Below are 19434 nucleotides of genomic sequence, written 5' to 3'. Positions count from 1 at the left end.
ACGGCGACGATCACCGGGGGCTCACAACCGGTCGACCTCCAGGTTCGCGAGCGCCGTCTTCGCCACCGCACGTCCGCGCTCGGTGAAGTCGCCCTTGCCCGGATAGCTGACGGTGAGTTTGTACATGTCACCGCCCTTGGTCCGGTAGTAGAGGATTCTCACCTCACGGGGGAGGGGGTTCTCGCTGTCGTTGGTGTCGTAGACGACCGTGGTCTGGGCGGCCTTGTGACCCTCGTAGGTCGCGTCGTCCGGGGTGGTCCTCGCCTTCTCGGGCATGTCGAGGGCGTAACTGCCGGTCGACTTGAACTCGGCGTCGTCGTCGTACATCTCGGCGGCCGCGGAGCCCGCGATGGCGTTGCTGGTGTCCTCGGCCTTCCGGTCCAGGGTCAGACCGATCCAGATGCTGCCGCTCCAGTCGGTGTACCTGACCCAGTGCCCCTTGTCGGTCTCCCGGTCGGGCACGGACCGCCGGTAGTCGGCGGGCACCGCCAGGGCCGCGGCGACGTCCTTCTCGTGCTTGGTCGTCCAGCCGTCGGGCAGGGGGCCCGCGAACGGGTCCCCGATCACCAGGTACGCCGTGACCGCCGCGGCGACGACCACGGCACCGACGCCGGCCCAGGCCCTGCGGCCGAGCCGGGGGCCGCGGCGCGGGGCGTCCGGGTGCCCCACGAACTGGGTGGTCCGGGGCGGCGCCGGCGGGTTCAGGGCCCTCTCCAGCAGGGTCCGGACCTGGGCGGCGTCGGGGCGGCGCGCCGGGTCCTTCTGGAGCAGGCCGTTGATGGCGTCGGCGAGCGGGCCCTGCGCGGAGGCGGGCGGCGCGGGGGTGGCGTTGAGGACGGACTGGAGGGTGGCGGGGGTGTTGCTGCGGCGGAACGGCGAGACACCCTCGGTGGCCGCGTACAGGACCACGCCGAGGGACCAGAGGTCGCTGGCCGGGCCCGGCCGCTGGCCCAGCACCCGTTCCGGCGCGATGTACTCGGGCGAGCCGACGAAGCCGCCGGTGTCGGTCAGGTTGGTCTCGCCCTCGATCTGCGCGATACCGAAGTCGGTGAGGACGACCCGGTCGTGACGGCCGAGGAGCACGTTGTCCGGCTTGACGTCCCGGTGCAGGATGCCCGCCGCGTGCGCGGCCTGCAGGGCGCCCAGCACCTCGAGGCCGATTCTCGCCGCCTCGCGGGCCCCGAGGGTGCCCTCCTGCAACGCCTGGCCCAGCGAACGGCCCTGCACCAGCTCCATCACGATCCACGGACGGCCGTCCACGACGGCCACGTCATGGACGTTCACCACGGCGGGGTGGTCGAGCCGGGCCGCGGCCCGGGCCTCGCGGCGCATGCGCTCGTAGGCGTTGGCCCGTTCGCGCTCGGGAAGATGGTCCGGGACGCGGGGCTCCTTGACGGCGACCTCGCGGTCCACCGTCTCGTCCTTGGCCCGCCACACGGTGCCCATGCCACCGTGCCCGAGCTTGGCGAGCAGCCGGTAGCGGTCCGCGATGAGGCGTCCGACGCCGGGGGTTGGCGCGGAGTGGGAGTCCGGGGCGAGCCGGGGGTCCGGGGCCGTGCGGGGGTCGGGCATCGGGTGCGGCTGGGGTGGCACGAGCTGGGCGGGCCGGGCGTACGGGTTGTCCGGGTGCGGTACCGCTGCCGGCACGCCCTGTGGGGTCGGCGCACCTTGTGCGGGCGGCGGGTTCGGTGGTTGCAGACCGAAACTCGTCGGCTCGTCGGACCCATGAGGTGCTCCCCCGTTGCTGCTCATGGGTCCATCCATATCGCGCCAAGCGGTCCGGAATCCACCGTGAACGCTTTCCGGTCACCGACCCGTGACCAAGGTGTCGACGGCGACGTCGAAGTACGCCCTCGCCTCCCGCACCTTGCCGACCGGCGCCGACACCCACACGTCGTACAGCCGCCCGCTCTCCTGCCAGCACAGGTCGTACGTGTGCCGGGGGCCCTCCGCCGCGCTGAAGCCGTCCCAGGTGAACTCCCAGAGGGCGGCGGGGCGTCCACGGTGCTCGGTCGTGGTGACCCGGCCGTCGCGGTAACCCGGGTTGTTCTCCGGGCCCTGGGCGGCCGCCCGCCGCAGCACGGTCAGCGGACCGCCCGCCGCGGGGTCGGCGACCCTGATACCGAGGCGGAAGGACCGCCCCGGTGACATGTAGAAGATCCGCTCACCCTGGGGTTCGCGGGTGAAGCCGTCCGGCACGGCCAGCGCGAACCCGGCGGGGTCGTCGGCGAAGCGGTAGCCGGAGGGGGCGGCGGGATGAGGGTACGGGCTCGGGGTGGAGCCCGGGCTCGATCCGGTGCTCGCGGAGGTGTACGGGGGCGCGGAGGAGTACGTGGGCGCCGGGTGCCTTGGCGTGCCCGGCCCCTCGTCGTCCCCGTTCATGAGCAGCGCCGCCGCGGACACTCCCGCGCCGGCCATCGCGGCGACCAGCAGCGCGGTGACCAGCACGCCTCGCGGGGAGCGGCCGGGAGGAGCCGAGGGGTGGTCCCGGGCGGGTACGTCCGGCTCGGGCGCGGGGGCGTGCCCGGGCGGGCGGTCCTGCGGGCCGTCGGCCGGGGGCTCCGGCTGCCGGCCGGGAGGGGGCGGCGGGGCGGGCTGTTCGGTGGACGTCCGGGCGGGCGGTTCGGGAGTTGACGTACCGCCGGGGGTCTTGGAGCGGGCACGGCCTGGTGCTGTCGCGCGGGTGCGGCCGACGGACGGCGTGCGGGTGCGGCCGAGTGACAGGGTGCGGGTGCGGCTGAGTGACAGGGTGCGGCCGGACGGCAGGTCCGGTGTGCGGCCGGTGTCCCGGAAGGTCCGCAGCATCCGCTCGGCCCGTTCCGCGTCGAGCCGTCGCTCCGGATCGCGTTCGAGCAGGCCCCGTACGACGGGCAGGATCGGCGTGGCCTCGGCGGGCGGCCGGATCTCGGCGGAGACGACGGCGTGCAGGATGCCGCCCAGCGAGTCGCGACGGAACGGCGACTCGCCGCTCAGGACCGTGCACAGCAGCGCGCCCAGCGACCACAGGTCGGACGCGGGCCCGGTGCTCGCCCCGGACATCCGCTCGGGCGCGGTGTACTCGGGCGAGCCGACGAAGGACCCGGTCTCGGTGAGCGTGGTGGCGCCCGCGACCTGGGCGATACCGAAGTCGGTGAGCACGACGCGCTCGGTGCCGTCCTCCACGAGCACGTTCGCGGGCTTGATGTCACGGTGCAGGACCCCCGCCCGGTGCGCGGCGCGCAGCGCGCCCAGCAGGGCGACGCCGATCCGGGCGGCCTCGTCGGCGGACACCGGGCCGTGCGCGGCGATCCGCTCGGCGAGCGAGACCCCCTCGATCAGCTCCATGACGATGTACGGGCGTTCGTCGTGCTCGACGACGTCGTGGACCACGATGATGTGCGGATGGCTCAACTGGGCCACCGCACGCGCCTCGCGCAGGGTGCGGTCCCGCCGCCGCCGTGCCCCGTCGGCGGAGAGCGTCTCGTCGAGAGGGATCTCCTTGACCGCCACGCTGCGGCCGAGCAGCTGGTCGGTCGCCCGCCAGACGATCCCCATGCCGCCCCGACCGAGCCGCGCCTCGAGCCGGTAACGGTCCGCGATGACGCGGGCGTTGTCCCCCTCGGTCCTCATGCGCCCCATCATCGCGCACCGGACGGGCCCCTTCCGGGACGGCGACCGGCCAAATCCGACGGGCGGGCGTCAGGCGGTCTTCTCCTCCCAGCCCTGCAGCACCGCGGTGAACTGCTTGCTCGTGGTGGCCCAGTCCTTGGCGGGCGCCGACATGTAGATGGCGTACTCGACGCCGTCCCTGGACATGTACGTCTCCTCGACGGCCCGGCGCGGCCCGGGGTAGGGGTCCGTGGGCAGCGCGGTCCACGTGTACTCCCACCGGGCGCCGTCGCGGTCCCGGTAGAGGTTGTCGTGCAGGGTCACCTGCCTGTAGTTCTGCAGCCGCTGCGACAACTGCTGCTCCAGGTCGAGCTGGTGGGCGCGCGGGTCCCTGAAGTCAGGTGAGGTGTCGATGGCGATGCGGAGGAAGTGCTTGCCGCCGTCCGGTGAGTAGTCGATCTGGGTGAGGTCGCCGTCGACGTCGAAGACCTTCCGCTGCCAGCTCTTGGGCAGATAGACGCCGAAGCCGACGGGGTCGCGGTGGCGTACCCAGGAGGCCGGAACGCCCCCGCCGCCGGAGCGCGGTGTGCTCGCGCCGGTGTCCTTGGGACTCGGCGAGGCGGACGGGCCGGCGTCCTGCTGCCGCGACTCGTCCCACGTCTGCAGTCCCACGGCGGTGCCCCCACCGATGATCGCGGCGAGGGCGACGACGAGAGCCGCCGTCCGCAGTCGGCGGCGCTTCGGCGAAGGCGTGCCGCCGTTGGCAGCGTTGTCGGCGAGCGGCGGCGGGCCGAGCACGGTGGGGCCGGTCGCGGCAGGGTGCGGCGTGCCCGCGACCGGCGTGGAGACCGGGGCGTTCGCCCTGGCGTGGGTCTCCGCCTGCGGGTGCGAGCTGGTGTAGTGGGGGCCTGTGTGGCCGGGACCTGGGTGGCCGGGGCCCGTGTGGCCGGGGCCTGTGGGCTGGGGGCCGGTGGGGTGCGCGCCCATGGGGCCGACGCCCGTGCCCATGGGGTGGGCGGCTGCGGCCATGGGGCCCGTACCCATGCGGTGGGAGGGCGTGGTCGGGGAACTCACATGGTGTGTGGGCACATACGCCTGTGCCGCGCTCGGCCGCCGCCCCTCCGCCGCCTCCGCGAGCATCTGCTCCGCGGCGACCAGGTCGGGCCGTACCGCCGGGTCCTTGTACAGCAGCGCGGTGATGACGGGAGCCAGCACACCGGCGTACCGGGGCTCGGCGGGTTCCTCGTCCACCACGGCCTGCATGGTGGTCAGCGGTGTCGTGCGGCGGAACGGCGATCTGCCCTCGACCGCCGTGTACAGCGTGGCGCCGAGCGCCCACAGGTCGGAGGAGGCTCCCGGGTCGTGGCCGCGGATCCGCTCCGGCGCGAGGTAGTCGACCGAGCCGACGACCTCTCCGGTGCGGGTGATGGTCGTGTCGCCCTCGATCTGCGCGATGCCGAAGTCGGTGAGGAGGACCCGGCCGTCCTTGCCGAGGAGCACGTTGCCGGGTTTCACATCCCGGTGCAGCACCCCGGCCGAGTGCGCGGCGCGCAGCGCCCGCAGCACCCACAGCCCGATGCGGGCGGCCTCGGTGGGCTCGACGCGTCCCTGTTCCTTGACGGCGTCGGCCAGCGAGTGGCCCTCGACCAGCTCCATCACGATCCACGGCCGGCCGTCGTGGTCCAGCACGTCGTGCACGGTGACGACGGCGGAGTGGTTGATCCTGGCGGCCGCGCGCGCCTCCGCCCGGGTACGGGCGAGCAGGACGGCCTGGTCGCTCTCGGACACGTACAGCGCGGCCGTCAACTCCTTGATCGCGACGGCTCGGTGCAGCACCTCATCATGGGCACGCCACACCCGGCCCATGCCGCCCGTGCCGATCGGGTCGGTGAGCCGGTAGCGCCCCGCGAGGAGCTGGCCCTGCATCTGATTCACGTTGCCCCGCAATGCTCTTGACAGAGTCAGAGTAGGGACCGGCCCTCACCGAACGGAACCAGGGGGGCGTCACGGTGACCGCACTGTGACGGTTGTCGCTTCCGGAAACAGCGGTGAACCTCCCGGCCCTGACCGGCGTCCCGCCCCGCGGGCCCGCTCCTCAGCCGGTGGTCCGGTAGGTGGCCGACGCCTGTTCGTACAGCCGGGTCACCTCGTCCCGCTCGGCCTCCGGCCCCCGTACCTGTACGACGTGGTACTTCCCGCCGATCAGCATCGCGATGTTGCGCACGTACAGTTCGCGTCCGTCGTCGCCGGTCCAGGTGAACTGCCCCTCGGCCATGGTCCGCCCGCCCACCTGGATCGTCTTCAGCCCGGTCGCGGTCGCCCAACTGGAGTCGCGGTAGGGCTGCAGCTCCGGCTCCTTCTCCCGCTGGTAGACCATCGGGTCGCTGCCGTCCTCGGCCGCGGTGTCCCGTCCGGGTACGACGACGAGCTCGAAGTTCCCGTGGGAGTACACGACCTGACCGCGCCCGTTGACCGGTGTGCGGTCCCAGCCGTTGGCGACGGCCACCTGGAAGCCCTCGGCGTCCTTGCGCAGCGCGAAGCCGTTGGGGACGTCGGGCCCGGTGGGCTGCTTGTCGGTGGAACCGGCGGAGGACGAGGGGCTGTTGTCGGACCCCGGTGAGGTCTGGTCGGGCCGGGGCTCGCTGCTCGCCTCCGAGGACGGCTCGGGCGCCTCACTCACCTCGTCGACGGATCCGGTACGGTCCCCGGCGCCCTCGGTGCCCGGGTCGGACTTCGGCATGAAGAGCATGGCGTACGCGATCGCGCCGGCCAGCAGGAGCAGGATCAGCACCAGCAGGGTCCGGCCGAGCCTGCGGGGTGAACCGGTCCCCTCCCGCGCCCGCTTGTGCCGCCCGTGGTGCGCGGGCAGCCCGGCACGCCGCCTGCGCACCAGCTCGCCCCGCCGCCGTACGACGGGCAGTCGGCTGGTGTCGGCGGGCGGCGCGGCGACGACGTGCGCGCCTGCCTCCGGCTCGGGCGCCGAGCGCACCAGCGAACGCAGCCAGCCGCTCAGCTCCTCGAAGTCGAGCCGCTCGGTCGGGTCCTGCCGCAGCAGCGATTCGACGACCGGCCTGAGCGGTCCGCACTCCTCGGCGAAGGCGGGCGGCTCCGCGCAGACCAACTGCACCAGCTCGGCGGTCGACTCCTCCGGGTAGGGCGCGTGCCCCTGCACGGCCCTGAACAGCAGCGCGCCGAGCGCCCACAGGTCGGTGGCGGGCCCGATCGGCGCCGCGAGCTGCCAGTTCTCGTGCACGGGCCCGGCTTGTTCCGGCGCCCATCGCTCGGTCACGGGTCCCACGACGGCCATCCGCGCCTGCCGGGCCCGTTCGGCCGCCAACGCGGTCGTCGGCCCCCGCCGCGCGGGCGCGACGGCGGTCGGCCCGTCCCAGGTGCCGGGAGGCAGGGCGGCGGCATCGGGAGGCGGCGCCGACGATCCGCCGGGGTTCAGACCGGCGATGCCTTCGGCAGGGACAGGGGTGGGTTCGAATCCGGGTCCGGAGCCGGGTCCGAGGCCGGGGCCGGGGCCGCCGTAGTACGCGGCAGCGCCGTCCTCCACGGTCCCGCCGGTTCCTCCCGTTCCTGCGGACGGCAGAGCCGTACGCCCGCGTCCCACCTGCCCGACGTCTCCGGCCTCCGGCGCCCCGGCGGCCCCGCCACGGGGCGCGGCACCGTGCCAGGAGGCGCCGCCCATGCCGTAGGGGTCGGCGATCTGCCCCGGCGGCCCGGAATGAGAGGGCGGCTGGAGGCCGTTGGCCGTGGGGTACGGCGGCTGTTGGTCGGAGCCGTGGGCCCGTGCGGCGGAGTCACCCTCGGGAGAGGGGCGTGCTCCCGGCAGGGCCGCCCGGCCGTCCTGGGCCTCCTGGACCCGGGCCGCGGCCCGTGCGCCCGCGCGATACGCGGCGATCGCCCCGGCCCGCGCCGCCCTGATGTCCGCGCCGGCGTCGACAGCCCTGCGGGCCGGTACCGCCGGCGCCGTGTTCGTCGTCTCCGCCCCCGTGGCGGGCAGCGCCCCGGCGGCCCGCGCCTCGATCGCGGCTCGCCGGGCAGCCTCGGCCTCCGCCCCCTCCAGCCCTACGGCACTCACCGGGCCACGGCCGCCACCAGGACCACCGGCGCCACCAGACCCGAGAGGTCCACGCGAGCCGTACCCGGCACCGCCCGGCCCCGCGGCCCCTCCGCCGTGACCTGCGGCTCCCCCTTCGAGCCCTCGTCCGGCACCGGTCTCACCGCCGCCGGCACCCCACTCGGCGTCCTCGGGCGGCACCGGGTCGTACCCGCACAGCGCTTCCTCCGCCGCCCCCACCGCCAGACCGGTCAGCATCACGCGGCCGTCGTCGCACACGAGCACCGTGCGCGCGGTGACATTGCGGTGGACCCAGCCGTGGGCGTGCAGGACCCGCAGCGCCATGAGGACGTCGGCGGCCACCTCGGCGGCCCGATACGGCGTCAGCGGCTTCTCCACGAGCAGCGTCGCCAGTGACCGCGCGGCCACCAACTCGCTGACGATCCACAGCGAACCGCCGTCGGCGAACACGTCGAAGACCTGGTCGAGCCGCGGATGGTCGGGTATCCGCGCCGCGGCCTGTGCCGCCTCCACGGCCCGTCGTACGGCTGGGTCCGCCGGGCGCCGCTCGCTTCCGCCCGCGGGCGTGTGCCGTCCCCCGCGCTCCCGCGCTCCGCGCGGATCCCTGGCCGTGAAGCCCTCCGGCAGCCCCTCGGCGTCAAGTACCTCCGCCTCGACGACCTCAGGCAACGGCACCTGCCTGACCAGGACTTCCTGCCCGCTGTAGGTGTCGAAGGCGCGGGTCTCGGTGAGTTCGTACTCGTCGGTGGGCGGCAACGGCAGGCGGTAGCGGTCAGCGAGTACCCGACCCGCGTAGTCGTCCACGTTGCCTCCCCCCGGCGCCGCCCGGTCAATCAATTCCGTTCGTGTCGCGGCCCGTTCCGCACGTGTCCTTGGACGCGTTCGGTCCGCACGCATTCACGATACGTGCCCGAGGCAACCCGCAAAGAGTGGATGCCAGATCTCACGCGCCAAACCGGAGATCGAACAGGAGATCGATCACCGGACGGCTCCTCACGACTTCGGCGTGAACGTCTTCGCCAGCGTCTTCCAGGTGCTCTCGCGCAGCTCGCTGCCCCAGTTCGCGGCCTTCGCCGTGTACATCAAGGCGTATCCGAGGTGGTCGTTGACGACGAACCCGCGGTCGATCGTGCGGAACTTGGTCCCGCTGTCGACATAGGTGAACTCCCAGTCAGCCGTGTTCCAGCCGCGGTAGTTCACCTTCTCTATTCGGACCCTCTGGTACTGGGGACGCACCATGGAGCGTTCCTGGTTCTCCCAGTCCGCCACCGGGTCGCTCTGCGGGGTGGACGTCCAGGCGATGAGCAGCTTCTGCCCGTCGGGCCCGGTGAACCGGTCCCCCGCCGCGTCCGACGACTTGTACTTCCAGCCCGCGGGGAGCCCGATCGAGTACCCCTGGGTCCCCCGGTGCGTGTCGGCCACCGCGGCAGCACCGCCTGAGGACCCGGAGGAACCGGAGGATCCCTCGGTCCCCGGCTGGCTGCCTTCGGCCGCGCCCGGCTTGCCGCCCGCCGTGTTCCGCGCCCCCGACTCCGTCGCCGCGGACTCGGTCGGCGAGCCGTCCGTACGGGTGCCGCCGCCCTCGTCCTCCTTGGTGCCGACGCTCCCGCTCGCGCTGGCCGTCACCTTGGCTCCGCCGCCCTCGGCCCCGTTCGAACCGTCGTCACCGCCGAGGGTGAGCGCCAGTACGGTACCGATCACGGCGAGCGCCACGACCACCGCGATGATCACCAGGGTCCTGCGCGGCACCACGTCGGTGAGCGGTGCCCTCGGCACGGGCCGCGGCGGCAGGTCCGGCGGGGTCATCACGGGCCAGCCGGAACTCCGGCCCCCGGTACCGCCGTTCGCACCCTGCGCGTTTCCGTCCCGAGGACCGGGCACCCCGCCCGACCGCGACGCCGGCCCGGAAGCCGCACCGGCCCCCGAGGCCGTACCGACCCTCGAAGCCGCACCGGAAGTCGAAGCGGCACCCGGAGACGAAGCGGTGCCGGAGGCCGGAGCGGCCCCACTCGATGTGCCCTTCGCCGAAGATGTCCCCTTCGCCGAAGAGGAAACGCCCGCCGCCCCCGACACAGCCGTACCGCCACGGGAACCCGGGGCCCCCGCACCTCGGCCCGCCCCCGAACCGGCCGAACCGGCACCGGAACCGGCCGTACCCCCACCGTCCGTGGACGTAGACGTCGATGCGGACGCGGACGTGGACGTGGATGCGGACTTGGATGCGGACCCGGCCCCGTTCTTCCCGGAACCCTCCGTCTCGCCCCCGGACTTGCCGCGCGCGGCAGCCGCGGACGTCGCCGCCGCTCCCGCCGCCCCGGCGGCCTTCCGTACCGAACGCAGCGCCCCGCGGAACCGCTCGCCTGCCTCCTCGCCCCGCTTGCCGCCGCCCGAACTCCTCTTGCCCGCGTCCTCGTCGGGCTGCGGGGGCAGCGGCACGACCTTCGTCGCGTCCAGCGCGAGCTCCGGCTCCGGCTCGTTCTTCGGCTCCGGCGCGTGGATCACGGCGTTGAGCATCGTCCGCGCGCCCGCGTCGTCGAGCCGCTTGGCCGGGTCCTTGGTGAGCAGGCCGTAGATGACGTCCTTGAGCGGGCCGGCGTTCTTCGGCTCGTCCAGCTGCTCGGTCATCACAGCGGTCAACGTCGCTATGGCCGAGCCCTTGTCGTACGGCGGAACGCCCTCCACCGACGCGTACAGCAGCCCGCCCAGCGACCAGAGGTCGGCTGCGGGCCCGGGCTTGTGCCCGCGGGCCCGCTCCGGGGAGATGTAGGAGGGGGCGCCGACGAGCATGCCGGTCGAGGTGATGGACGGGTCGCCCTCGACCTGGGCGATGCCGAAGTCGGTGAGCACGACCCGGCCGTCCTCCGAGATGAGCACGTTGGACGGCTTCACGTCACGGTGCAGGATGCCCTCGCGGTGCGCGGACCTCAGCACGTCGAGGATCGCCAGGCCCACTTCGGCGGCGCGCCTGGGTTCGAGGAGCCCGTCCTCCCGGATGGCCTCGGCGAGCGACTTGCCCTCGACGAGCTCCATCACGATCCACGGCCGGTCGTCCTCCTCGACCACGTCGTAGACCGTCACCGCGCTGTTGTTGCGGATCCGCGCGATCGCCTTGGCCTCGCGCAGCGTCCGCGTGATCAGGCGCCGCTTCTCTTCCTCGTCGATGTTGGTCGGGAACCGCAGCTCCTTGACGGCGACCGTGCGGCCCAGAGTCTCGTCCTCGGCCCGCCACACCGTGCCCATGCCGCCGCGACCGAGCACGCCTCCCAACCGGTACCGCCCGGCGAGAAGACGCCCGTTGTTGTCCTGACGAGTGTCCTGACGGGATGTCCCCGCCCGCTCCGCCTCCGACATGCGTCCCCTCATGCAACCCGCCCTGACAGAGCCTCCATTGTCCCTCACCCGACAAGTGCCCGACGCCCAGGGTGCCCCTGAGCACACTGGGACCACCGAGAGGCCCGGGACGTCCCCGCCACCGGCCCCCCGTCAGAAACCTTCAATTCGGGACGATGTCCGGCGCTCCGACCCGCGCCGCGTCCGCCGTCAGGTCGTCGGGCTGGCGCTGCGACTCCCGTTCGGCCTCCACCCGCTTCTCGTAGTGCTCGACCTCCCGGTCGATGCGCTCACTGTCCCAACCGAGCACCGGCGCCATCAGTTCGGCGCTCTCGCGGGCGCAGCGGGTGCCCCGGTCAAAGGTCTCGATGGAGATGCGGGTGCGCCGGGTCAGTACGTCGTCCAGGTGCCGCGCGCCCTCGTGCGAGGCGGCGTACACGACCTCGGCCCGCAGGTAGTCGTCGGCGCCCCCCAGGGGTTCGCCCAGCGAGGCGTCCGCGGCGACCAGGTCGAGGACCTCCTCCGTCATCGCGCCGTACCGGTTCAGCAGGTGCTCCACGCGCACCACGTGCAGACCGGTGCGGGCGGCTATCCGCGCCCGCGCGTTCCACAGGGCACGATATCCCTCCGCCCCGAGCAGCGGGACCTCCTCCGTCACGCACTCGGCGACCCGCATGTCGAGGCCGTGCACCGCCTCGTCCACCGCGTCCTTGGCCATCACCCGGTACGTCGTGTACTTGCCGCCCGCCACGACGACGAGGCCCGGCACCGGATGCGCCACGGTGTGCTCACGCGACAGTTTGCTGGTGGCGTCCGACTCGCCGGCCAGCAGGGGCCTGAGGCCGGCGTACACACCCTGGACGTCGTCCCTGGTCAGCGGGAGGGCGAGAACGGAGTTCACGTGCTCCAGCAAATAATCGATGTCGGCGCTGGACGCGGCCGGGTGCGCCTTGTCGAGGTCCCAGTCGGTGTCCGTGGTGCCGATGATCCAGTGCCGGCCCCAGGGGATGACGAACAGGACGGACTTCTCGGTGCGCAGGATCAGCCCGGTCGTGGAGTGGATGCGGTCCTTGGGCACGACCAGGTGGATGCCCTTGGACGCCCGGACGTGGAACTGACCGCGCTCGCCCACCATCGCCTGGGTGTCGTCGGTCCACACCCCCGTGGCGTTGACGATCTGCTTGGCGCGGATCTCGTACTCCCCGCCCCCCTCGACGTCCTGCACCCGGGCGCCCACCACGCGCTCACCCTCGCGCAGGAAGTCGCTCACCCGCGCGCGGTTGGCGGCCTTCGCGCCGTACGCCACCGCCGTGCGCACCAGGGTGGCCACGAAGCGGGCGTCGTCCATCTGCGCGTCGTAGTACTGCAACGCTCCCACCAGCGCGTCCTTCTTCAGGGCGGGCGCCACGCGCAGAGCGTGGCGGCGACTGAGGTGGCGGTGCATGGGCAGGCCCCGGCCGTGCCCGCGGGCCATCGACATGGCGTCGTAGAGCGCGACACCCGAGCCGGCGTACAGCCGCTCCCAGCCCTTGTGCTTCAGGGGGTAGAGGAACGGCACCGGTTTCGCCAGGTGCGGGGCGAGCCGCTCCAGCAGCAGCCCGCGTTCCTTCAGTGCCTCCCGGACCAGCGCGAAGTCGAGCATCTCCAGATAGCGCAGACCGCCGTGGAGCAGCTTGCTGGACCTGCTGGACGTGCCCGCCGCCCAGTCACGCGCCTCGACCAGGCCCGTGGACAGTCCGCGGGTCACGGCGTCGAGAGCGGTGCCCGCTCCGACCACACCCGCCCCCACCACCAGCACGTCCAGTTCGCGCTCGGCCATTGCTGCCAGTGACTCGGCGCGTTGCGCCGGCCCCAGGGTCGCTGTCCTCACCGCTGCCTCCCGCTGTGATCGTGCCGGTCTCACCCCGACGGAGTCGCCCGGTCGTATCCCCCGTGCCCTCCCCCATGCCCAAATTCTGACCGGCTTGCCCCGGTCCAGCCACCGCTCGCCCCCAGCCTGTGGATAACGTCCACGTCCCCCGGGGCAACACCCACAGACCTGCGGGAAGACACACGTAATCAATCCCGCAAATCGGTCATATTTACTCCTAGTCTGACATTGCTCTGGCCCATCCTGTCCACCGGGCTTGCGCACCTGTCCCGCTTCGGCTATTGGGAAGGACGGCCCACGCCATGCCCGCCGATCTCGCCGTCATCGGACTCGGACCCTACGGACTGCCCCTGGCCCAGGCCGCCGTCGCCGCCGGCATCTCCACCCTCGGCTACCGGACCGGACCCGAGCCCGGCTCCCTCAGCCCCGCGGAACTGCGCCGGATGCTCTCGGAGGGCTTCCGGCACGCGACCAGTCCGGCCGAGCTCGGCCGGGTGCGCACGGCGGTCATCTGCGTCCCCACCTCGCGGGGCGCGGACGGCGGGGTCGATCTGAGCCAGGTGGAGTCGGCCGCCCGCGCCCTGGCCGCGCAGTTGCGCCCGCACACCACGGTGATCCTGGAATCGCCCGTGCGCCCCGGCACCACCGAGGACGTCCTGCGCCCGCTCCTCGAAGAGGGGTCCGGGCTGCGCGCGGGCCGCGACTTCCACCTCGCCTACTCCCCCAGCCGCGTCGACCCCGGCAACCGTGACTTCACTCCCGCCAACACCCCGAAGGTGATCGGCGGCCTCACCCCCGCCTGCACCGAGTCGGCCGCCGCCTTCTACGGCCGGCTCACCGACAAGGTGGTACGTGCACGGGGCCCGCGTGAGGCGGAGACGGTGCAGGTCCTGGAGACCAACTACCGGCACGTGAACATCGCCCTCGTCAACGAGATGGCCGTGCTCTGTCACGACCTCGGCGTCGACCTGTGGGACGTCATCCGCTGCGCGGAGACCAAGCCGTTCGGCTTCCAGGCCTTTCGCCCCGGGCCCGGCGTCGGCGGCCACGCCCTCCCGCAGGACCTGGCCGGCAGCCCTTCGGGCCGCACCCTGCGCATGGTCGAGCTCGCCCAGCAGGTCAACGGCCAGATGCCCCGCTACGTCATCCAGCGCGCCGCGACCCTCCTCAACGAGCACGGCAAGTCCGCGCGCGGCGCCCGGGTGCTGCTGCTCGGCGTCACCTACCGGCCCGACCTCGCCGACCGGCAGAGCACGCCCGCCCATGAAGTCGCGGTCCGGCTGATGGAGTTGGGCGCGTCCGTGAGTTACCACGACCCGCACGTCCCGTCCTGGAGCGTCCTGGGCCGCCCGGTCCCGCGCGCGGACTCCCTCTACGAGGCCGCGGCCGACGCCGATCTGACGATCCTGCTCCAACAGCACCGGACGTACGACCTCCAGGGCCTGTCCGTGAAGGCCCAACTGCTGCTGGACACGCGGGGGGCCACGCCCACGGGGGCGGCGCATCGGTTGTGAAGGGGGGGGCGCGCGGGGTGCGTGAGCCCCAAGGGCTGGTGGCGAGCGGCAGGGCTCGCCGGTAACGTACGAAACAGGCGGAGCCCACCGCAGCGGGTACTGCGGCAGGCTCCTGGATGGATCACGGAGTGTCCGCCCCTACTGTGTTTGGGGGTGGCCCTCACCATCCGAAAAGGGTGGAGCCCACCGCAGCGGACACTGCGGCAGGCTCCTGGATGGATCACGGAGTGTCCGCCCCTAGTTGGTTTGGGGGCGGCCGCTCACCATCCGAAAAGTCGCAAGATCCACCTCCTCTTGAACTGGACCATCCGAAGACGGATCCGGTCCCAGCGGGTGGGCTTGCGATTGCGTCCCACGGGCGCCCCCGCCCCACCCCGCACGCCCGCCCGGGCATGCGAAAGGGGTCGGTCGGCTCACCTGGGTGAACCGACCGACCCCTCGCGACGCGCTACGGGCTACCGCCGGTGGACGGAATCCGCCACCGTCACCTCGACGCGCTGGAACTCCTTCAGCTCGCTGTAGCCGGTGGTGGCCATCGCGCGGCGCAGGGCTCCGAAGAAGTTCATCGAGCCGTCCGGGGTGTGCGACGGGCCGGCGAGGACCTCCTCGATGGTGCCGACCGTGCCGAGGTCGACCTTCTTGCCGCGCGGCAGCTCCTCGTTGACCGCCTCCATGCCCCAGTGGTGGCCCTTGCCCGGCGCGTCGGTCGCGCGCGCGAGCGGGGAGCCCATCATCACCGCGTCGGCCCCGCAGGCGATCGCCTTGGGCAGGTCGCCGGACCAGCCGACACCGCCGTCCGCGATCACGTGCACATACCGGCCGCCGGACTCGTCCATGTAGTCACGGCGGGCCGCCGCCACGTCCGCGACCGCGGTCGCCATCGGGACCTGGATGCCCAGCACGTTGCGGGTGGTGTGCGCGGCGCCGCCGCCGAAGCCGACCAGGACACCCGCCGCGCCGGTGCGCATCAGGTGCAGGGCCGCGGTGTACGTGGCGCAGCCGCCGACGATCACCGGGACGTCCAGCTCGTAGATGAACTGCTTCAGGTTCAGCGGCTCGTGCGAACCCGACACGTGCTCCGCGGAGACCGTCGTACCGCGGATGACGAAGATGTCCACGCCCGCGTCGACCACGGCCTTGGAGAACTGGGCCGTGCGCTGCGGGGAGAGCGCGGCCGCGGTGACCACGCCCGAGTCGCGCACCTCCTTGATGCGCTGCCCGATCAGCTCCTCCTTGATGGGAGCGGCGTAGATCTCCTGGAGGCGACGGGTCGCGGCGTCCACGTCCAGCTCGGCGATCTCGTCGAGCAGCGGCTGCGGGTCCTCGTACCGCGTCCACAGGCCCTCGAGGTTCAGCACGCCGAGGCCGCCGAGCTCACCGATGCGGATCGCGGTGGCCGGGGAGACGACCGAGTCCATCGGGGCGGCCAGGAAGGGCAGCTCGAAACGGTAGGCGTCGATCTGCCAGGCGATCGAGACCTCCTTCGGGTCCCGGGTACGGCGGCTGGGGACGACCGCGATGTCGTCGAAGGCGTACGCCCGGCGGCCGCGCTTGCCGCGCCCGATCTCGATCTCAGTCACGTCTGTGGCCTTTCCCTCTGCGTTCAGCGTCTTCCAGTATCGCCGACGGGTACGACGAGGGCGGCCCCGGAGTACCCGGGGCCGCCCATCGGAAGCTGGTGACTACTTGCTGCGGCTGTAGTTCGGTGCCTCCACCGTCATCTGGATGTCGTGCGGGTGGCTCTCCTTGAGGCCCGCCGACGTGATCCGGACGAAGCGGCCCTTGGACTCCATCTCCTCGATGGAGGAGGCGCCCACGTAGCCCATGGTCTGACGCAGACCGCCGACGAGCTGGTGCAGCACGTTGCCCAGCGGGCCGCGGTAGGGCACCTGGCCCTCGATGCCCTCGGGCACCAGCTTGTCGTCGGAGGCCACCTCGGCCTGGAAGTAGCGGTCCTTGGAGTACGAGCGGGCCTGGCCACGGGACTGCATGGCGCCGAGCGAGCCCATGCCGCGGTACGACTTGAACTGCTTGCCGTTGATGAACTGCAGCTCGCCGGGCGACTCCTCGCAGCCCGCGAGGAGGCTGCCCAGCATCACCGTGTCCGCGCCGGCGGCCAGCGCCTTGCCGATGTCTCCGGAGTACTGCAGACCACCGTCACCGATCAGCGGGACACCCGCCGGCCGGGCCGCGAGGGAGGCCTCGTAGATGGCGGTGACCTGCGGGACGCCGATGCCGGCGACCACCCGGGTGGTACAGATCGAGCCGGGACCGACGCCCACCTTGATGCCGTCGACACCCGCGTCGATCAGGGCCTGGGCGCCGTCACGGGTGGCGACGTTGCCGCCGATCACGTCGACGCCGACACCCGACTTGATCTTCGCCATCCAGCTCAGGGCGTTGCTGTTGTGACCGTGCGAGGTGTCGACGACCAGGAAGTCCACCCCGGCCTCGGCGAGCGCCTGGGCGCGCTCCAGGGCCTCGGGGCTGGCGCCGACGGCGGCACCGACGATCAGACGGCCCTCGGCGTCCTTCGCGGCGTTGGGGTACTGCTCGGCCTTCACGAAGTCCTTGACCGTGATGAGGCCCTTGAGGACACCCGCCTCGTCGACCAGGGGAAGCTTCTCGATCTTGTGGCGGCGCAGCAGCTCCATCGCGTCCGAGCCGGAGATGCCGACGGTGCCGGTGACCAGCGGCATCGGCGTCATGACCTCGCGCACCTGACGGGAGCGGTCACTCTCGAAGGCCATGTCACGGTTGGTGACGATGCCGAGCAGCCTGCCGTCGCCGTCGGTGACCGGCACGCCGCTGATGCGGAACTTGGCGCACAGGGCGTCGGCCTCGGCCAGCGTCGCGTCGGGGTTCACGGTGATCGGGTCGGTGACCATGCCGGACTCGGAGCGCTTCACGAGGTCGACCTGGTTGACCTGGTCCTCGATGGAGAGGTTGCGGTGCAGGACACCGACGCCGCCCTGACGGGCCATGGCGATCGCCATCCGGGACTCGGTGACCTTGTCCATCGCCGCCGAGAGCAGGGGGATGTTGACGCGGACGTTGCGGGAGATGCGGGACGAGGTGTCGACCGCGCCGGGGAGCACCTCGGATGCACCCGGCAGCAGCAGCACGTCGTCGTAGGTGAGCCCGAGGGTCGCGAATTTAGCGGGCACTCCGTCGACGTTTGCAGTCATGACACCTTCCCCAAATGGCCTTGATCGGTGCGGATGTCCATGCTAACGGGAAGCAGCGGTCCCGAATTCCACGGTTCCGAGTGACTCCGGGCTTCGTATGTTCGTACGGAAGCGCCGCTCCGTGCGTTCAGGCATGGTGGTGCGTTCCGGCGTGACGGCGCCTTCCGGCAGGCCGGGAACGTCCAGGAACGGAAAACCGTCGCGCCGCCTGCGGAAACCACCCACCGACCGCGTGCACCGGCGCTACTGCTCCGCCAGCGCCCGCAGCCTGCTCAGCGCCCTGTGCTGGGCCACGCGGACCGCACCGGGTGACATTCCCAACATCTGGCCCGTCTCCTCCGCCGTCAACCCCACCGCGATTCTCAGCAGCAACAGCTCGCGCTGGTTCTCGGGGAGGTTGGCCAGGAGTTTCTTGGCCCACTCGGCGTCGCTGCTCAGCAGCGCCCGCTCCTCGGGGCCCAGCGAGTCGTCCGGCCGCTCGGGCATCTCGTCCGAGGGGACCGCCGTCGAACCGGGGTGGCGCATCGCCGCCCGCTGGAGGTCGGCGACCTTGTGCGCGGCGATGGCGAAGACGAACGCCTCGAAGGGTCTGCCGGTGTCCCGGTAGCGCGGCAGGGCCAGCAGCACCGCGACACAGACCTCCTGGGCGAGGTCCTCGACGAAGTGCCGGGCATCACCCGGAAGGCGGGACAGACGGGTGCGGCAGTAGCGCAACGCCAGGGGGTGGACATGGGCGAGCAGGTCGTGCGTGGCCTGCTCGTCCCCGTCGACGGCGCGGTGGACGAGCGCACCGATCGCCCCTGGGGCCGTGCCCGCCTCGTCGTCGCGCATCGGTCCATGGTGCCTTGGCGGTGTGCGATCCGTGGCATCGCGCTGGTCGTTGTGCACTGAAGCGTTATGAGCAGGTGCGCCGGAACTCATCCCCTGCGCCCTCCCGTTCCGCTCGACCGACTTGTCCCCGAGGAACTCCACACCTCAAGGATGCGGCATCCGCGGCGAAACGAGCAGCGGGCGTCGATCCGCCCCCTGTGCCGCCCCCGCCCACCTCGCAGCAGGCGGGGATTTTCCGACCCCCGCTACGACACACGGTGGCGCCTAGCGGACCAGGCCCCAGCGGAACCCGAGCGCCACCGCGTGCGCCCGGTCCGAGGCGCCGAGCTTCTTGAACAGGCGTCGGGCGTGCGTCTTCACGGTGTCCTCTGAGAGGAACAGCTCGCGGCCGATCTCGGCGTTGGAGCGGCCGTGGCTCATGCCTTCGAGAACCTGGATCTCACGCGCGGTGAGCGTGGGCGCGGCGCCCATCTCGGCTGAGCGCAGCCGACGGGGGGCCAGCCGCCAGGTCGGGTCGGCGAGAGCCTGCGTGACGGTCGCGCGCAACTCGGCGCGGGACGCGTCCTTGTGCAGGTAGCCGCGGGCACCGGCGGCGACCGCGAGGGCCACGCCGTCGAGGTCCTCGGCGACCGTGAGCATGATGATGCGCGCACCCGGGTCGGCGGACAGCAGCCGGCGGACGGTCTCGACGCCGCCCAGACCGGGCATGCGTACGTCCATCAGAATCAGGTCCGAACGGTCGGCGCCCCACCGGCGGAGGACTTCCTCACCGTTGGCCGCGGTCGTCACGCGCTCAACGCCGGGCACGGTCGCGACCGCGCGGCGGAGCGCCTCTCGGGCAAGCGGGGAGTCGTCGCAGACGAGGACGGATGTCATGGCCGTCCTCCGCAGCTGATGCACGTCACCTTGAGCCTCCAGGCTGGTACGAAATCGTCACCTGTGCGGTCGACCGACTCGGACACCTGCCCGAGCGTTTGTGTTTTCAACCGCCTCCGCACTCTCAACGACGGTCACTCGAAAGAGTTACGG

Annotated in this window: 11 protein-coding genes; 1 reads left to right on the top strand and 10 read right to left on the bottom strand. The window is 72.4% G+C overall.

The genetic code is table 11. The features are described 5' to 3' along the window. Window positions 1–21: 21 nt before the first annotated feature. The 6 genes from ACFYRY_RS15000 to ACFYRY_RS14975 all read right to left on the bottom strand — a co-directional run bounded on the left by ACFYRY_RS15000 (window position 22) and on the right by ACFYRY_RS14975 (window position 12872). A complete protein-coding gene (locus ACFYRY_RS15000) occupies window positions 22–1752 on the bottom strand; it encodes a protein kinase (protein WP_389144420.1) in 1731 nt (576 codons plus the stop codon). 54 nt (window positions 1753–1806) lie between these two features. Beyond that, window positions 1807–3609, bottom strand: coding sequence for a protein kinase (locus tag ACFYRY_RS14995; RefSeq protein ID WP_389144417.1), 1803 nt, complete (start codon window positions 3607–3609; stop codon window positions 1807–1809). 69 nt (window positions 3610–3678) lie between these two features. Next, window positions 3679–5514, bottom strand: coding sequence for a protein kinase (locus tag ACFYRY_RS14990; protein ID WP_389144414.1), 1836 nt, complete (start codon window positions 5512–5514; stop codon window positions 3679–3681). Between the two features lie 169 nt (window positions 5515–5683). Next, window positions 5684–8476 (bottom strand): protein kinase, encoded by a 2793-nt coding sequence (locus tag ACFYRY_RS14985; protein WP_389144411.1) that lies wholly within the window; start codon window positions 8474–8476, stop codon window positions 5684–5686. Between the two features lie 189 nt (window positions 8477–8665). Then, window positions 8666–11023: a protein kinase gene (locus tag ACFYRY_RS14980; RefSeq protein ID WP_389146219.1), complete on the bottom strand. Its 2358-nt coding sequence runs from the start codon at window positions 11021–11023 to the stop codon at window positions 8666–8668. A gap of 142 nt (window positions 11024–11165) precedes the next feature. After that, window positions 11166–12872, bottom strand: coding sequence for a glycerol-3-phosphate dehydrogenase/oxidase (locus ACFYRY_RS14975; protein ID WP_389144408.1), 1707 nt, complete (start codon window positions 12870–12872; stop codon window positions 11166–11168). 302 nt (window positions 12873–13174) lie between these two features. Here ACFYRY_RS14975 and ACFYRY_RS14970 point away from each other — a divergent pair, with 302 nt between their 5' ends. After that, window positions 13175–14386 (top strand): nucleotide sugar dehydrogenase, encoded by a 1212-nt coding sequence (locus ACFYRY_RS14970; protein WP_389144405.1) that lies wholly within the window; start codon window positions 13175–13177, stop codon window positions 14384–14386. Between the two features lie 455 nt (window positions 14387–14841). Here ACFYRY_RS14970 and ACFYRY_RS14965 read toward each other — a convergent pair whose 3' ends face one another. The 4 genes from ACFYRY_RS14965 to ACFYRY_RS14950 all read right to left on the bottom strand — a co-directional run bounded on the left by ACFYRY_RS14965 (window position 14842) and on the right by ACFYRY_RS14950 (window position 19281). Beyond that, on the bottom strand, window positions 14842–15966 hold the full coding sequence (locus tag ACFYRY_RS14965) for a GuaB3 family IMP dehydrogenase-related protein (RefSeq protein ID WP_356768383.1): 1125 nt from the start codon (window positions 15964–15966) through the stop codon (window positions 14842–14844). A 102-nt stretch (window positions 15967–16068) separates the two neighbouring features. Then, window positions 16069–17574, bottom strand: a complete 1506-nt coding sequence (guaB, locus tag ACFYRY_RS14960) for an IMP dehydrogenase (RefSeq protein ID WP_389144402.1) — start codon at window positions 17572–17574, stop codon at window positions 16069–16071. Window positions 17575–17817: 243 nt separating this feature from the next. Beyond that, on the bottom strand, window positions 17818–18405 hold the full coding sequence (locus ACFYRY_RS14955) for a sigma-70 family RNA polymerase sigma factor (protein ID WP_030045231.1): 588 nt from the start codon (window positions 18403–18405) through the stop codon (window positions 17818–17820). 264 nt (window positions 18406–18669) lie between these two features. Further along, window positions 18670–19281: a response regulator transcription factor gene (locus ACFYRY_RS14950; protein WP_003948568.1), complete on the bottom strand. Its 612-nt coding sequence runs from the start codon at window positions 19279–19281 to the stop codon at window positions 18670–18672. Window positions 19282–19434: the final 153 nt, after the last annotated feature.

This window comes from Streptomyces sp. NPDC005263, assembly GCF_042872365.1.
Taxonomy (GTDB): Bacteria; Actinomycetota; Actinomycetes; order Streptomycetales; family Streptomycetaceae; genus Streptomyces.
The sequence above is the reverse complement of the archived record's forward strand: the minus strand, read 5'-3'. Positions and strand labels throughout refer to the sequence as shown.

Coding starts and splice junctions, on each gene's coding strand:
- ACFYRY_RS14990 (WP_389144414.1), bottom strand. CDS start 5,514: ATGCAGGGCCAGCTCCTCGCGGGGCGCTACCGGCTCACCGACCCGATC.
- ACFYRY_RS14950 (WP_003948568.1), bottom strand. CDS start 19,281: ATGACATCCGTCCTCGTCTGCGACGACTCCCCGCTTGCCCGAGAGGCG.
- ACFYRY_RS14995 (WP_389144417.1), bottom strand. CDS start 3,609: ATGAGGACCGAGGGGGACAACGCCCGCGTCATCGCGGACCGTTACCGG.
- ACFYRY_RS14955 (WP_030045231.1), bottom strand. CDS start 18,405: ATGCGCGACGACGAGGCGGGCACGGCCCCAGGGGCGATCGGTGCGCTC.
- ACFYRY_RS15000 (WP_389144420.1), bottom strand. CDS start 1,752: ATGAGCAGCAACGGGGGAGCACCTCATGGGTCCGACGAGCCGACGAGT.
- guaB (WP_389144402.1), bottom strand. CDS start 17,574: ATGACTGCAAACGTCGACGGAGTGCCCGCTAAATTCGCGACCCTCGGG.
- ACFYRY_RS14970 (WP_389144405.1), top strand. CDS start 13,175: ATGCCCGCCGATCTCGCCGTCATCGGACTCGGACCCTACGGACTGCCC.
- ACFYRY_RS14980 (WP_389146219.1), bottom strand. CDS start 11,023: ATGTCGGAGGCGGAGCGGGCGGGGACATCCCGTCAGGACACTCGTCAG.